This is a genomic window from Gordonia sp. L191, from assembly GCF_030077625.1.
Taxonomy (GTDB): Bacteria; Actinomycetota; Actinomycetes; order Mycobacteriales; family Mycobacteriaceae; genus Gordonia; species Gordonia polyisoprenivorans_A.
This window is the reverse complement of the sequence record NZ_CP125996.1, coordinates 5,068,478-5,083,651: the sequence shown is the minus strand read 5'-3', so window position 1 is coordinate 5,083,651 and position 15,174 is coordinate 5,068,478. Positions and strand designations below refer to the sequence as shown.

Annotated in this window: 14 protein-coding genes and 1 pseudogene; 2 read left to right on the top strand and 13 right to left on the bottom strand. The window is 67.5% G+C overall.

What is annotated here, in order from left to right; translation table 11 throughout:
* Window positions 1–4: 4 nt before the first annotated feature.
* The 4 genes from QNM97_RS22910 to QNM97_RS22895 all read right to left on the bottom strand — a co-directional run bounded on the left by QNM97_RS22910 (window position 5) and on the right by QNM97_RS22895 (window position 3,904).
* Complete coding sequence (locus QNM97_RS22910) at window positions 5–985, bottom strand: AraC-like ligand-binding domain-containing protein (RefSeq protein WP_283820465.1); 981 nt, start codon at window positions 983–985, stop codon at window positions 5–7.
* 103 nt (window positions 986–1,088) lie between these two features.
* Window positions 1,089–2,354 (bottom strand): NAD(P)/FAD-dependent oxidoreductase, encoded by a 1,266-nt coding sequence (locus QNM97_RS22905; protein WP_283820464.1) that lies wholly within the window; start codon window positions 2,352–2,354, stop codon window positions 1,089–1,091.
* A 2-nt stretch (window positions 2,355–2,356) separates the two neighbouring features.
* Complete coding sequence (locus QNM97_RS22900; protein ID WP_283820463.1) at window positions 2,357–2,674, bottom strand: 2Fe-2S iron-sulfur cluster-binding protein; 318 nt, start codon at window positions 2,672–2,674, stop codon at window positions 2,357–2,359.
* A 36-nt stretch (window positions 2,675–2,710) separates the two neighbouring features.
* Window positions 2,711–3,904, bottom strand: coding sequence for a cytochrome P450 (locus QNM97_RS22895; protein ID WP_283820462.1), 1,194 nt, complete (start codon window positions 3,902–3,904; stop codon window positions 2,711–2,713).
* A gap of 144 nt (window positions 3,905–4,048) precedes the next feature.
* On the opposite strand from QNM97_RS22895, the gene QNM97_RS22890 reads away from it, so the two are divergent.
* Entirely contained in the window at window positions 4,049–4,945 is an 897-nt protein-coding gene (locus tag QNM97_RS22890) for a LysR family transcriptional regulator (RefSeq protein WP_283820461.1), read from the top strand.
* A gap of 16 nt (window positions 4,946–4,961) precedes the next feature.
* On the opposite strand, the gene QNM97_RS22885 is transcribed toward QNM97_RS22890, so the two are convergent.
* Window positions 4,962–5,948, bottom strand: coding sequence for an ADP-ribosylglycohydrolase family protein (locus QNM97_RS22885; protein WP_283820460.1), 987 nt, complete (start codon window positions 5,946–5,948; stop codon window positions 4,962–4,964).
* Window positions 5,949–6,244: 296 nt separating this feature from the next.
* Here QNM97_RS22885 and QNM97_RS22880 point away from each other — a divergent pair, with 296 nt between their 5' ends.
* Window positions 6,245–6,958: an NUDIX hydrolase gene (locus QNM97_RS22880; protein ID WP_283820459.1), complete on the top strand. Its 714-nt coding sequence runs from the start codon at window positions 6,245–6,247 to the stop codon at window positions 6,956–6,958.
* A gap of 222 nt (window positions 6,959–7,180) precedes the next feature.
* Here QNM97_RS22880 and QNM97_RS22875 read toward each other — a convergent pair.
* The 8 genes and pseudogenes from QNM97_RS22875 to QNM97_RS22840 all read right to left on the bottom strand — a co-directional run.
* Window positions 7,181–7,477: pseudogene (locus QNM97_RS22875) on the bottom strand (phosphatase PAP2 family protein); the annotation flags it as partial.
* 364 nt (window positions 7,478–7,841) lie between these two features.
* Window positions 7,842–8,558: a PE-PPE domain-containing protein gene (locus QNM97_RS22870; protein WP_283820458.1), complete on the bottom strand. Its 717-nt coding sequence runs from the start codon at window positions 8,556–8,558 to the stop codon at window positions 7,842–7,844.
* A 155-nt stretch (window positions 8,559–8,713) separates the two neighbouring features.
* Window positions 8,714–10,285, bottom strand: coding sequence for a class I adenylate-forming enzyme family protein (locus QNM97_RS22865; RefSeq protein WP_283820457.1), 1,572 nt, complete (start codon window positions 10,283–10,285; stop codon window positions 8,714–8,716).
* Window positions 10,286–10,588: 303 nt separating this feature from the next.
* Window positions 10,589–11,998, bottom strand: coding sequence for a cytochrome P450 (locus QNM97_RS22860; protein ID WP_283820456.1), 1,410 nt, complete (start codon window positions 11,996–11,998; stop codon window positions 10,589–10,591).
* Window positions 11,999–12,136: 138 nt separating this feature from the next.
* Complete coding sequence (locus tag QNM97_RS22855; RefSeq protein ID WP_283820455.1) at window positions 12,137–13,651, bottom strand: flavin-containing monooxygenase; 1,515 nt, start codon at window positions 13,649–13,651, stop codon at window positions 12,137–12,139.
* 100 nt (window positions 13,652–13,751) lie between these two features.
* Window positions 13,752–14,156, bottom strand: a complete 405-nt coding sequence (locus QNM97_RS22850; RefSeq protein WP_283820454.1) for a hypothetical protein — start codon at window positions 14,154–14,156, stop codon at window positions 13,752–13,754.
* 111 nt (window positions 14,157–14,267) lie between these two features.
* Window positions 14,268–14,537 (bottom strand): WhiB family transcriptional regulator, encoded by a 270-nt coding sequence (locus tag QNM97_RS22845; RefSeq protein ID WP_283820453.1) that lies wholly within the window; start codon window positions 14,535–14,537, stop codon window positions 14,268–14,270.
* A gap of 30 nt (window positions 14,538–14,567) precedes the next feature.
* Window positions 14,568–15,065 (bottom strand): HNH endonuclease, encoded by a 498-nt coding sequence (locus QNM97_RS22840; RefSeq protein WP_006369046.1) that lies wholly within the window; start codon window positions 15,063–15,065, stop codon window positions 14,568–14,570.
* Between the last annotated feature and the right edge of the window lie 109 nt (window positions 15,066–15,174).

Below are 15,174 nucleotides of genomic sequence, written 5' to 3'. Positions count from 1 at the left end.
GCGCTCACTGCGCGGCCCGGCGAAATGCGCTGGGCGACATGCCGACCTGCTTGCGGAATGTCCGCGAGAAGTGGGAGGCGTCGGGGTAGCCCCACGACGCGGCGACGTCGGCAATCGCGCGGTGGGCATGCATCGGATCGGCCAGGTCGCGGCGAATGGCCTCGATACGCTGCTCCCGAATCCACGCCGAGACCGTCGTGCCCTGCTCGTGGAACACCTCGTGCAGATGACGGGTCGAGATGTACACCGCCCGCGCGATCGCGTCCGGATTGAGGTCGCTGTTGCGCAGGTTTTCGCCGATGTACTCGCGAATCCGCAGCATCAGGGGCAGGTGCCCGGGCGAGCCGCTCTCGACGGCCCGTGCGAGTGCCGCGGTGCTCAGCAACGCCGAGATCAGGTCGATCGTCGTGCGCACCACCCGCGCCGCGGCCGGACCCTCGACCGAGGCGAAATCCGTCGAGATCTCGGTCAGTAGCGGCGCCACCAGTCGCGTCAGTGACTCCTCCCGGCCCAACGAGATCGCGGTGATCGCGCGGACGTGATCGGGGCTCGGGTCGACCAGATCCCGCGGGAACATGATGACCACGGCGTCGATGTCACCGGCAAACCGCAGGTCATAGGGGCGTGCGGTGTCGTAGACGCTGATACTGCCCGGCGACATCAACGCCGTGCGCCCGTCCTGCACCAGCTCCCCGGCACCGTCGATCATCAGCGTGATCTTGTAGAACAACCGCTCCGACGCGTCGATGAGGGCCGGCGTGCGATGGACCTCATGCGGGGTGACGGCGAGCCGCGAGAAGAAGACGTCGTCGATGACGCGGCCGCGGATGGTGCCGGCGAAATGACCGTCGGAGAGGTCGTCGACCATCAACGGCACGAACGACCGCGACACCACCCGCTGCCACGCCAGCGCCGACTCGGTGGCGAATGCAACCGGCGGCTGGGCGGTGCCTGCCGTGCGGCCGGCGGGTGGTGCGCTCGTCACTGGAACTCCTTCGGTCAACTCCTCCAGCGTAGTCGGCGACGTGCTTTCCGAACAGCGTTATGGGACAACTCGTTGGGTGTGAGTTGTGCGCAGAACTGTTCTGTCACAACACAACCAATGACTCCGATGCGTCGAGCTGAGCGCGCACAGCCTTGGCGTGAGTCTTGAGGGAGAAGCCTGGTTCGCGCGCTCGCTCCGGTGTGAGCGGGGCCGGTCGGTGGGCGAGCAGTGTGCGGGCGGCGAGGTGATCGGCAGGGGCGCCGACACTCTCGACCCACGCCAGGGAGTTGTCGAGGAAGCCGAGGATGCTGCCCTTGCCCGCCGCCGGATCGCCGAGTCGCACGATCTCCTCGGCAGGACCGGGCAGGCCGGCGATCTGCAACTTTCGTCCGCCTTGCACCGTCCAGAACCACGGCACCGCGGAATAGGGCAGTGGCGCACCGCAGATCGACGCGGCGACGCAGCGCGCCTGATCGGTGGCGTTCTGGACGGCTTCGAGCCGCACTCGTTCGGCGGTGTGGTGACCGGGGAACGACGCCGCATCGCCGACGGCGAAGATGTGCGGGTCATCGGTACGCAGGTACTCGTCGACGACGACACCGTTGTCGACGGTGAGCCCGGCATCGCGGGCGAGGTGGGTGTCGGGGACGGCGCCGATGCCGACGACCACGAGATCGGCGGGATGGCGGGTGCCCGAGTCGTCCACGACCGCCGTGACCTGGCCGCCGGGACCGTCGATGCGCTGCACTCCAGCACCGAACCACAATTGCACACCACGACTTTCGTGGAGGTCGGCGAACAGCTGTGAGCTCGAGGCGCTGAGTACCCGGGCCATCGGACGGTCGGCGACGTCGAGGACGGTCACCGGAACCCCGCGATCGACGGCCGCCGAGGCGAATTCGAGTCCGATGAAGCCGGCGCCGACGACGACCACCCTGCTCGCCTCGGTGAGGGCGGCATGGAGACGGGCGGCGTCGTCGACGGTGTGTAGATGGTGAACGCCGTCGAGATCGGCTCCGGGGCAGCTCAATCGGCGTGGTTGGGCGCCGGTGGCGAGGATGAGATGGTCGAAGGGGAGTACGGCGCCGTCGGCGAGCCTCACCGCGCGCCGACCACGATCGATCCCGTCGACGCCGACACCGAGGCGTAGGTCGATACCGTTGTCGTCGTAGAACGTCGAGGGTCGCAACGGCAGTGGTGACGGGCTTGCGGCCGAGGTGACGTAATCCTTGGACAGGGGTGGACGCTGATAGGGGAAATGGCCGGAACGGTCCACCAGCGTCACCTCGCCGTCGTAACCCTTGCGGCGCAACGCGTCCGCGGCCTCGACGCCGGCATGCCCGGCGCCGACGATCACCACCGAACCCATCGTCACACCTGCGCTTCGGGGACGCGGACGGCCAGAGCGGAGAAGTGCTCACCGCTGCGGAGTTGGCAGCCGAGCCGCGAGGCGTCGGTGCGGTCGGTGGCGGTGCAGTCGAGCATCTCCTCCTCGTCGTCGCCGATCGGCGGCAACGCCGCGGCGTCGTCGACGTAGACGTGGCAGGTCGCACACATCGCCTGGCCGCCGCATTCGCCGACGATGCCGGCGACACCGTTCTCCAGGGCCGCGCGCATCACGGAGATGCCGGTGTCGGCCTCCACGTGGTCGACGGTGCCGTCGGGATGGCGATACGTGATCTGTGGCATCGTGGTCCTTCTTTCTTGTGCGGGAGTGGTTTTCGGCTACCAGCGCACCGGTAGGGCGGTCATGCCGCGAAACACCCACCCCTCGATACGGGCGGGTTGCTCCGGGTCGAGTCGCAGCCCGGGCAGGCGATCGAAGAGGGCGGGGAGGGCGATGTCGGCGACCTGGGAACGGGCCACCCATGCGCCTGCACAGAAATGCGCACCGCCGCCGAAGCCGAGGTGCGGCACCTTGGGGCGGAACACGTCGTACTCATCGGCGCGCTCGAAGACCTCCTCGTCACGGTTGGCGCTCAACGCCACCACACCGAGCTTCGCGCCGGCCGGCAACAACGTGCCGCCGAGCTCGACCGCACGCGTGGTCTGCCGGGGATACATCCCGATCGGCGCCACCCACCGGACGCTCTCCTCGAAAGCGTCTTTCCAACAGCCCTTTTCGCGGACCGCGGTGAGCTGATCCGGTCGGTCGAGCAGCGCCCACACCGTGGTGGCCAACGCGTCACGGGGTTCGTTGATGCCACCGCCGATCGACATCTTGAGATTGGCACGGGTATCGGCGAGGGTGACCTCGTCGTCCCCGAAGGCCGCGATATGGGAAATCAGCGAGTCATCGGGGGTGGTGCGCACCCGGATGAGCATTTCGTCGAGCGCCTGATCGACCTCGTCATAAGAGCGGCGCGCGGCCTCCCACACCTGCGGGTCGTCGGCGTAGTTGCCGGTGCCGTTGATCATGGTCTGACTCCACCGCAGCATGTCCTCGTGGGTGGCGTTCTCGAAACCCAGGACGACGCGCAGGTTTTCGGCAGCGTAGGGGGCGGCGAAATCGGTGACGAGGTCGGCCCCCGGGCCCTTGGCGGTGAACTCGGCGAAGAAACGCTCGAAGTTCTCGGCGAAGCGAGCACTCCAGACCTGTGTGATCGCACGGGGTTTGAGTACTCCGCCGTAGGAGGCGCGCTGGACGGCATGCGCGGGATCGTCCTTGCGCAGCATCGAATGTCCCATCGCCCGCTTCATCAGTGAGTTCGTCTCGTCGGCGGTGAAGGTGTCGGGATCGTGGTCGACGGTGTGCACGTCGTGGTAGCGGGTCACGAAGAACCGTCCGGCCGCGGGCACGTAGACAACCGGGGTCTCGCGGCGGAGTCGTGCGTAGATCGGGAAAGGGTCGCGGTGCAGATCGTCGAGGGTGACCCAGTCGGCGGTGACCGCCGGGTGTGCGGGTGAGGTGGTGGTCATCGGGGACTCCTCGGTGAGATGGGGAGGGGGTGATCCGGGCTGGATGCGGCTGGAGCTGTGGTCGCGGTCACCTCTGAGTGCACCAGGCAATCAAACACGCGTAAAGCGGTGAATTTCGTGCTGAAAACACGAGAGAATCGATGAATGTCGGACTTCACCCTGCGTCAACTGGAGTGTTTCGTCGCTGTCGCCGACCACGCCACCATTGCGCACGCCGCGGGTGCGTTGCATTCGTCGCCGTCGGCGGTGAATACCGCGGTCACCGAGCTGGAGAAACACCTCGGTGAGGCGTTGCTGATTCGTCGGCGTGCACATGGGGTCACCTTGACCACCGCGGGCCGGGCACTCCTGCCGCAGGCCCGGGCGCTGCTGGCGGCCGCCCGTGATCTCGCACCGGTCTCCGACGGTCAGGTCCACGGCCACTTCATGCTCGGCATCTACTCGACGTTGTCGGCGTCGTTACTGCCGGCGATCCTCGACGGCTTCGGGCGGGCGCACCCGCGGGTCGAGGTGGACTTCACCGAGGGATCGGGCGACGAGTTGCTCGCCGCCCTCGATGACGGCCGGGTCGACGCGGCGATTCTCTACGACCGCGACATCACCGGGCTGCCGCACACCCGTGCGCTCTATCAGGTTCGCGCCCACGTCCTGCTGCCGGCGGATCACCGGCTCGCCGGTGCCGAGCGGGTGTCGTTGCGGGAGTTGGCCGACGACCCGTTCATCCAGTTCGACGTGGCGCCCGCCTGGCAGAACACCTCGGCGCTGATGGCCGCCGCCGGGGTTAGCCCGCGCGTCGAATACGTCACCGGCAACTACGAACTCGCCCGATCCCTCGTCGGCCGAGGGCTCGGCTACAGCGTGCTGGTGAACCGGCCTGCCTCCGACACCAGCCACGAGGGACGGAAACTGGTCGTCCGAGAACTGGACCCGACACCCGAGCCGGTCGCCGTGGTGATCGCCTGGCCCCGTGGGCGCGCGGTTTCACGACCCCTGCAGGCTTTCCTGGACTGGGCGCCCGGACGGGTGTCGGGGCCGGGATAGGCTGCGCGGCTGCGGTTTATCTCGTGACGGGTTCGGTCGACAGACGTTGCAAGTCGTCGGCGTCGGTGGGACGGGAGTCGACGAACGGCCATCCGTGCACGGCAGCTCGGTAGTGCTCGGGAATGGCGCTCGCACCCCACCGGGCGCCGAGGAGTCCGCCGGCGATGGCCGCGACGGTATCGGTGTCGTCGCCGATCCGGATCGCCGCATACAACGCCTCGGTGAGGTGTGTCGTCGGATCGTCGGCGGTGGTCTGCAAGACGGCGGCGGTGGCCGCTTGAAGCGCGGTGACAGTGAAACCGTTGGGCACAAACAGGTTTGGCGACTTGGCGGTGGCCTCGTCGATCCACGACGACCACTGATCGTGGCGGGTCGCAGGGATCAGGTCGAGACCGGCGCCGACGTCGATGCGCTCCTCGGTGATGGCGACGCGGATCGCCTCGCACCACAGGACGCACGAGTCCCCGGCGAGGGCATCAGAGTGGGTGAGTCCCGCGACCGCGCGGGCAGCCCGGGCGAGGGTGTCGCGGTCGTCGGGGTGCGCGAGAACCACCGGCGCCGTGCGCATCAAAGCGCCGTTGCCCGCCGAGCGGGGGTGATCGGCGGCGAAGACCAGCGATTCCTCTCGCATGATCGCGCCGACGTGCGCGTCGGGGTCGGCGCGGAGTCGGCGGTCGGTGGCAGCGAGCACCGCTCGGGTCTGATTGCCGATATCCGGCGGGCTGCCGTGGAAATCCCGGTACCAGCGCAGGAAACCGCGTGCCACGGCGTCGAGTCCGGTCGCGGAGGTGAGGTCGTGGCCGTCGGCGACGGCCAGCGCGATCGCGACGGCCATGGTGGTGTCGTCGCTCCACTCACCGGGTTCATAACCGCCCAGACCGCCGCCGGTCATCTCCGGTGTCTCGTCGGCGGTGAGGCGTCGGGAGAACTCGTAGGGAACGCCGAGGGCGTCGCCGACGGCGGTCCCGAGCAGGGCGCCGTAAGCGCGGTCGGGGTGGGGCATGGGTGGCTCCTCTGGTTCGGGGTGGGTGGGTGGTAGGGGAATTGGGGCGGGAAACAGCAGCGGTGCAAGGGGTCTCGAGGCTCAGGCGCTAGCGCGCCTTCGCACCTCGACCATCGGAAAGAAGGTCCGGCGCTAGCGCGCCTTCGCACCTCGACCACCGGAAAGAAGGTCCGGCGCTAGCGCGCCCTCGCACCTCGACCATCGGAAAGAAGGCTCAGGCGCTAGCCTCGGACCGAGGCGACTTTGCGCGATTATGAGATTACTACTTTGCGCAGACATTCGCATAGTCTGTCGTCGTGGCCGCCGCGAGAAGCAGTCGTCTGACCGACTATCCGCGACCCAGCGTCGCCGTCGACATCGCCGTTCTCAGCGTCGTCGATGCACACCTGAACGTGGTGATCCAGCGCGATGACGCCGGTACCGCGATGCTGCCCGGACGATTCATCCGCGAGCGGCGCAGCGTCGCCGACACCGTGCGCGAGGTGCTCGAACTCAAGTTGGGGCTCTCGCCCGACCGCGTGCACCCGCATCTGCTGCGGGTGTTCGACGATCCTGATCGCGATCCCCGCGGGTGGACGATCTCGATCGCACATGCCGTCGCGCTGCCTGCCGCGCAGCTGACGAGCGTGGTCGGTGAGTTGGTTCCGGTCACTCCCACCGGTGCGTTGGAGTCAGCCGAGCCACTGCTCTACGACCATGACCAGATCATTGCAGCCGCCACCGACAGTCTTCGCAAACGCTATGAGGATCGTCCGGATCCCGACAACCTGCTGCCGACGCCCTACACCCTCACCGAACTGCGGGAACTGCACGAGGCGATCCTCGGCCGACGGCTGATGCGGGATTCGTTCAACCGGCGGGTGCAGCCGCTACTCGCGCCGCAAGTCGACGGTGCGGGCGAGCCGGTGACGAGGGTGGCCGGGGGTCGGCCGGCTCGCCTGTACGCGCGGAACGCGCCACCCACGGCGACGTTCGGATGGAAGCTCCCGAGCAAGGACGATGATGGATGAGGCCATCACCGCACCGATGACGGCGGCGGTCACGACGGCCGTCGGTGACGGGTGATACACCGCGACGAGCAGCGGCGCGCCCAGCGTAATGGTCCACGGAGCCAGGCGGTTCCATCGCGGGTCACCACGGAATCGCGCGGCGTCGGCGTACGGGTCGGGAAGTAGTGTGCCCACGCCGGCCACCAGAATGGTCGAGATCAGCACGTCGCTGAGCCGATGCCATCCGACGGCGATGAGCTCGAACTCGATCGTCGCCGCCCAGACGCCGAACACCATGGCCGTCAGTGTCCGCCGGTGCGGCGGCGTCGCACCGATCGCGACCACGGCCGCCGCCGTCACCGCCGCCGCATGCCCACTCGGGGCCGAGTTCGCGGTCTCGGTGATCCATGCGTGCAACTGCGGACGGACCAGCACGTGGTCACGCAGGAGCTCCACGACCACCACGGCCGTCGGCACGTACAGCCCCAGCGCCGCGATGTCGACGAGCTGCCGCGGCGTGGGACGCCGCCCGCCTGCCATCCACCGCGAATGCCACAGCGTGAGAAGGACAAAGGCGGCGAGGACGAACCAGACGAGTGGGCCGTTGAGCGTCTGCGGAGACAGGATCGCCGGCACCGGGGTCAATGATGGTGTGCCACGACAGATGTCGAGGATCGTCTGATCGATCAACTGGCCGGCCGACGTCCACACCGCAACCAGATAGATCCCGGCGGCCACACCCACGGCGACGATCGCCGCACGGATGCGTGCGACGACCTCCCGGGAACCGGGTGGGCTCGGGGCGTGGGAGGTCGTCGTCACCCGATCGACGCTAGGAGCGCCTGCTGGGTATCGGCTGGGAGCCCACTGCGAACGTGCGGGGCCTCGTCCGCTCAGCCGACGGTCACGGCGTCACCACATAGGTGGTGTGGCCGACGACGGCGCGGGTCATGTTGGCGGGATCGTTGATCGACTGCTGGGTGTAGTTGGAGTGGATGATCCACCGGCCGATGGTGTTCAGGTAGTTCGAGGCGCTGAAGCTGGCGCCGTCGGGCCAATTGTCGGTGTTGGCCCAGCCGTCCCAGCGGCGGCTGAGGTCGGTAACGGTGTACTGCGTGGTGTCCGGGGTGGGCAGCAACTGCACGCCGTCGAGCGTTTTCCCGGGGGCGCCACCGAGACGTCGTTGCGGATTCCCGATCAGCACGAAGGAAAGGTCATCGGCGGCGGGGGCGTCCGGTTTGTTCGCGTAGTACCGGAGCCATTCCGAGGCGATCTGTGCGCCGCGCGAGTAGCCGAAAACGATCTTCTTGCCGGGAGTATTCATGATTGCGGTGTTCAATGCGTCGCGCCCGGCATTCAATCCGGCCATGGTCAGATCGGCGTTCGAGGGCACCGTCACCGGCGTGCCGTGCGACGGCGCGAACCCGCTCAACGTGGTGTTCATCAGGTCGAACAGGTTGCCGAGGTTGAGATCCAATGGCTGGCAGGTCAATACGGTCGTGGCCTGGGCGTCGGCCGGTGACTTGGCAGGGGCCGCGTGAGCGGGAGCTGTGGTGATCAGCCCGGCGAGGACGGCGAAGGTGGAGGCGAACAGGACAATTCGGGCACGCAGATGTTGCACTGAAGATCCATTCGTAACCCCCGTGTAATTGTGGACACACAGGACACTACGCGGTGAAAGGCATTCCTGTCACCGCAGGAAATGTCGCGATCTGGTGTCAAGAAATGCGCAAAAGATTGCATCGTCCCGACATTGTTGACGTCGAGCGGTGAATGTCACCCGGCTGACGACAAATGACTCTTCTTGATGTCGGCTTTCTTGATCTTGCCCGACGGCGTGAGCGGCAGGGAATCGACGACGACGATCTCCTGGGGCTGCTTGTAGCGCGCGAGTTGCTCGGCGCACAGTGCGCGCAACTCGGCCACGTCGATGGGGTCGTCGAGCACCACGAACGCCACGCCCACCTCGCCGTAGGTCTCGTCGGGCACCCCGATGACCGCGGCCAGCACCACATGAGGATGCGACGTCAGCACGTTCTCCACCTCCGCGGGATACACGTTGTAGCCGCCGCGCACGTACATCTCCTTGCGGCGCCCCCTCAGCACGATGTGCCCGTCGGGTCGCGCGGTCGCCATGTCGCCGGTGCGCAGCCAGCCGTCGGTGCCGAAGGCGTCGGTCGTGGCATCCGGACGCTGCCAGTACCCTGCCGCCACACAGTCACCGGCGATCTGGAGTTCACCGTCGACCCCGGCGTCGACCGCGTTGTCGTCGGCGTCGACGACACGCGCCTGGAAGTCGCCGATGGGAACGCCGAGGGTCTCGACGAGTGTGTCGAGATCGTCGCCCTCGGCGGAGATGATGCAGCCACCCGAGGTCTCCGACAGGCCGTACAGATTGGCCAGGCGTGCGCCGGGGAAGGCATCGATGACGCGTCGCCCCAAGGCGGGATCGACATTCGACCCGCCGATCACACAGGTCCGGACCCGCGAGAGGTCGGCGTCGGCGAAGGTCGGTTCGGCCATCATCAACGCGAACATCGTCGGCACACCCACACACATCGTGGCGCCGTGCGCGACGATCGCGGCCAGCGACTGCTGCGGATGGAAGCCGGGCACCAGGATGAGTCGTGCGCCGACCGTCATTGCCGCGAGGACGGTGCACGTCAGGCCGCCGACGTGATTGAACGGCATGTGCGCGATCACCGCGTCGTCGGGACGTTGCTCGAGGTGAGCGGCCTGCGCACGCGCAGAGGCGAGCAGGCTCGCGTGGGTGAGCATGGCGCCCTTGGGTGCTCCGGTGGTACCCGAGGTGTAGAGCAGCACCGCGGGTGTGAGGATCGGAACCGGCTCCCATTCGGTGTCGACGTCGGGTGCGGAATCGATGAGGTGCTGCCAGGTGCGGCTGGTCGAGAAGCCCGCACCGTGCAGGAAGACGTAGTGATTTACCCCGGGCAGGCGTTTGCGGAAATCGTCGAGGAAGGAGACGAAATCGAAGCCGTGGTGTTCGGCCGCGCAGATGAGCACCGTCGCCCCGGACTCGTTGAGCATGTAGTCGAGTTCGGCCTCGCGGTAGAGGACGTTGAGCGCCACCACGGTCGCGCCGACCCGGGTGGCGCCGATCAGCGTGATGATCCACTCGGCGCAGTTCGGAGCCGCGAGCGCCACCCGGTCGCCCGGGCCGACGCCGATGGTCTGCAACGCGCGGGCCAATTGGTCGGCGGTGTCGCGGACCTGCGCGTACGACCACGTGCCCTCGGGCGTGACGAGGAACGGGGCGTCGGGGGTGCGGGCGACGGCGTCGTCCATGAGCGTCGGGATCGTCGGTGCGGTACTGATCGGGTCGGTCATGGAGACTCCGTGGTCGGCGATGGCGCGTCGGTGAACGCGCCTACGCTGATGATGCCGGAAGCCGGTGGCGGAGTCGCCGGGTTCGGGTTATCGCCGTGGTCTCGAGACCCTGTCGTGCCGGTGGCCGATCGGTGCGTTGTGGTCTGAAACCAGCACCGTGGCAGGCGGTCTCGAGGCTCGCCGCACGCGGCTCGCACCTCGACCAGCGGGGGGTGGCACGCGGCTCGCGGTGGGAACGGCGCGCGGCTCGCTGCTCGAGCGGCGGGGGGACCGCGTCGAGGTGCGGATCGGCGCGCGTCGAGGCTACCGCCTGCGGATGTCGATGGGCAGGCCGTCGGCCGGGGTGGGGCCGGTGCCGTATTCGAGATCGAGACGGTAGTCGGCGGGAACGGTCCACTCGAAGCGCAGCAGCATCTGGTGCAGGATCGACTTCACTTCCATCCCACCGAAATACAGGCCGATGCACTTGTGTGCGCCACCGCCGAAGGGAGCCCAGGCGAAGCGGTGCACCTTGTCCTCGCGGCGCTCCGGGGAGAAGCGCCCGGGGTCCCACTTGGTGGGCTCGGGCCACCATTCCTTGCGCAGCATCGTCGCCCACGGGTGGATCGCGATGATGGTGCCCGCCGGCACGTAGTGGCCGAGGATGTCGGTGTCGGCGATGGCTTTTCGGAACAACATGCCGACCGGGGCGTTGATCCGCAGGGTCTCCTTGAACGCGAGGTCCATGCTGGGCAGGGCGTCCTGATCGTCGTAGTCGAGGGTGTCCTTGCCCAGGGCCAGCGATTCATCCCGAAGGCGTTGCTGCCATTCCGGATTGCGGCCCAGGTAGTGCGTCATCATCGACAGGGCGATGGTCGAGGTGTCGTGGGCGGCCATCATCACGAAGATCATGTGGTTCACGACGTCCTCGTCGGAGAACGTGTTGCCCTCGTCGTCCTCGCTGTGGCACAGCACCGAGAACAGGTCGTCGCCGTTGCCCGCGCGCCGGGCAGGGATCTCGGAGCGGAAGTACTCCTGCAGCAACTCGCGCCCGCGCAGACCGCGCGCCCAGGTGAAGTTACCGACGTCGGACCGGATGATCGCCTGCCCACCGCGGACCGCGGCCTCGAAGGCCTGCTCGAGGCGGTGATTCTCCTCGGCGGCCAGCGTTGAGCCGACGAACACCTCCGACGCCAGTGACAGCAACAGTTCCTTGGTCTGGGTGTACATCGGGAAGCCGCGTCCCACATCCCAATTCGCGAGGGTCTTCTCGATGTGGGGGGTCATGAGATCGAGGTAGCGGGTCAGTCGTGGCTTGGCGAACGCCTGCTGCATGATCCGGCGGTGGTGCATGTGCTCACCGAAGTCCAGCAGCATGACCCCGCGCCGGAAGAACGGCCCGATGAGCGGCTCCCAGCCCTCCTCGCTGGAGAACGCCTTCTCGCGGTTCATCCACGCACACTCGATCGCCTCGGGGCCGACGAGGGTGACCATGTCCATGTTGAGCGACCCCGACCACGACACCGGCCCGTACTTCTCGAACCGTTCCATCGCGCTGCCGAGGGGATCGGCGAGCGCCTCGAAGGTGTTGCCGAAGAACGGCAGACCCGCGTCGCCCAACACCGGCTTCAGGCCGGAGCCGGCCGGCGGCTCGGCCAGCACCTTGGTGGGTCGTGGGTACACGGACGTGGCCGTTGCCAGCGCCTTCTGGAATCGCTTCGCCACCGTCGGCATCGTCTGACCTCCCACGTCGTCGGCGGAGCGCTCCACCGAACCATCTAGACACAAACTCAGATCTTTGTGTCAACGGCTGTCAGTGTACAAGGCCGATGTGGCCCCCGTCACCCCCTCCGATGGACGGGTGCCTTGGCGTCACCCGTGGTCGGCGGCCACCGGCGCGCGACCGAACACCAGCCCGTCGTCGACCTTGTCGAGACGGTGATCGAGCAGGTCACGGTAATAGTTGTGCCGAACCTCCCACGCCCCGCGCGTCCCCGACTTGGGATAGGCCTCCGGCGAACGCAGCACGTAACCGGCCTGCAGATCCCAGATGGACTTCGACGGCATCGACCGCTCGCGCAGATGCGGATAGGCGTGGGTGTAGCCGTACTCGCGCATGTAGGCGACGAGTTCGGCGATCGACTGGGCGGTCATGTCGGCGCGCAGCGTCCACGACGCATTCGTGTAGCCCAGCGACCACGCGAGATTCGGCACGTCCTCGAGGAAGCGGCTCTTGAACAGGAACCGGTCGTGCGGCTTCACCTCGGCGCCGTCGATGCGCAGGGTGATCCCGCCGAAGGCCTGCAATTGCAGGCCGGTCGCGGTGACGACGATGTCGGCGTCGAGATGACGCCCGGAGGTCAGGGTGACGCCGGTGGCGTCGAGGCGCTCGATGTGGTCGGTGACCATCTCCACCGACCCCGACGCGATCGCCTGGAACAGGTCGGCGTCGGGGACCATGCACATCCGCTGATCCCATGGATCGTAGGTGGGGTTGAAGTGGACGTCGACGGGATAGTCCGCGGGCAGGTTCTTGACGACGCCGGAGCGGATGAGTTTGCGCCCCAGCGCGGGAAAGCGATGGGTGGCGTGCACCAGCGCGGCGGTCTGCAGCGCATATCGCGACCGGATGACACGATGGGCCGCGTTGCGCGGCAATACTTTCCGCACCAGCGGCGCGAAGATCTGCTTCTGCGGCGAGGAGTAGATGTAGGACGGCGACCGTTGCAACATCGTCACGTGTGCGGCGGTACGGGCCAGCGCCGGGATGAGGCTGACCGCGGTCGCGCCGCTGCCGATGACGACGATGCGCTTGCCGGCGTAGTCGAGATCCTCCGGCCAGAGCTGCGGGTGGACGACCGGCCCGGTGAAGTCCTCGAGGCCGGGAAACGGCGGCGTGTAGGGGTGGTCGTAGTTGTAGTACCCGGTGGCCAGCGCGACGAAGCGACAGCGGTAGCGCTCGGCCGGGTGGGACTCGCCCTGCTCGACGGAGACCGTCCAGGTGTCGGTGCTCGAATCCCAGTCGGCGCCCTCGACCCGGCGATCGAACCGCATGTGGGTATCGATGCCGTGAGCGCGGGCGGTGTGCACCAGGTAGTCGCGGATGTGCTCGCCGTCGGCGAGTGCCTCCGGTCGCCGCCACGGCTCGAACGGATAGCTCAGCGAGAAGATGTCGCTGTCGGAGCGCACACCCGGATACCGGAACAGGTCCCAGGTGCCGCCGATCCGTGGGCGGCGCTCCAGGATGACGTAGCGCACGTCGGGATTGCGTTCGCGCAGGCGATAGGCGATGTCGATCCCCGACAGTCCCGCTCCGATGATGACGACGTCGGTGTCGACGGTGATCGGCTCGTCGCCGCTGGTGGTGGGCTCGTCGGTAGTTGTCACCGGTGACCTCCTCGTGATGCTCGTGCTCCCATCGTGTGACGAGCACGGGCGCGGGCGCAGCGAATCGGCCGAAGTCGCCGAAGAAGTCAGGCCCGCGGGTTCAGCCGCGTGAGAGGTGGAAGGTCAGCAGGGTGGTGCGGCCGTTGATCGAGCGGCCCCAGTATCCGCCACGGCCGTCGGGGGTCAGCTCGTCGCGGACGAATCCGACCGGGGTGCCGCTGTAGTCGATGACGACGACCTCGGCGTTGTCGAGGACCGAGCGCCCCGGATACACCCGGCCGGGGAACGCCCAGCCGATCGCGGTGTTGTTGATGACCGACGATCCGGTGAACGACTTGCCGTACCAGACGGTGTTGCCCGGCGGGAAGCTGGTCACCGTCCCCGCGTAGTAGCCGCCGGGCATGGCGGGTGCGGCGTGCGCGTCGCCCGCTCCGATCAGGCCGGCGGCTACTGCGGCGGATGTCGCTGCTGCGATGGCGGTGAGTCGAATGGTGTTGCGTGACATGGTGACTCCTGACCCGGGCAGGCCTGGTGTCCGGTTGGGGGTATTCGACCTGAATTCAACAATCGCACACCGGTGGCGACGGGAAGCGGATTTCGTCGACATCCCGGACCGTCACGGCCGCTCGCGGCCGTTCTCCAACCGGACACCACCCCACACGCCGCTCATCCGGTTGCGTCGGCCCCACTGTTCGCAGCCGGCCCGGATCGGGCAGACCGCGCACACTGACGCGGCATGGGAGTAGTCGTCGGTGGGAAAGGGGAACCAGTCCTCGGGATTCTCGCCGACGGCCGCGCAGGCAGCTGCCGCCCAGTCGAGGTCGAGCGTGGGCCGTAACAGCATCGACAGTGGCAGGGAGAGGGGACGCAAGTCCGGGGCGGTCATCGGCGGTCTCCTCTCCCCGCATCCCGGCGGCTACTCGAGTTGTCTTCCGAGAGTGAATAACTCCCAGACTTCCTTCTGGTCCTGCGCCCACGGGTCGTAGACGAACGGAGCATGGCGCAGGGCGATTCCGGCTTCTCGCGGTGTGCGATCGGCCTTGAACCCGTTGCATGACTTGCATGCCGCGACCTGATTTCCGAACGTCGATGCGCCACCGCGAGATTGGGGCATGATGTGGTCGACGGTGTCGGCCGGTCCCTCGCAGTACGCACAGATCCACTGATCGCGACGCAGGATCGAGGCGCCAGAGGCGTAGGAGTCCATCGTCTTTCCGGCGTACGGACGGTAGGCATCACGCTTGATCGCGACCACCTGATGAATGGGCAGGCTGATGCTCGGCGAATGCACGGTGCGCACCAGGGGGGTGCCCTCGACGTTGCGTGCGACACCGGTGGTCAACAGGACCGCGGCCCGGCGCCAGGTGACGCGCGCGAGTATCTGCAAACCGGCGTTGGTGACGAAAATGGTCATGGCTACTCCTGAAAGACGATGACGAACTCTGCTGGGAGCGTCACCGTTTCCGGATCAGCCGCAGAGGTTTCCGGGGCCGGTGGCGCAGGGGTGGAATCGATACATCGGG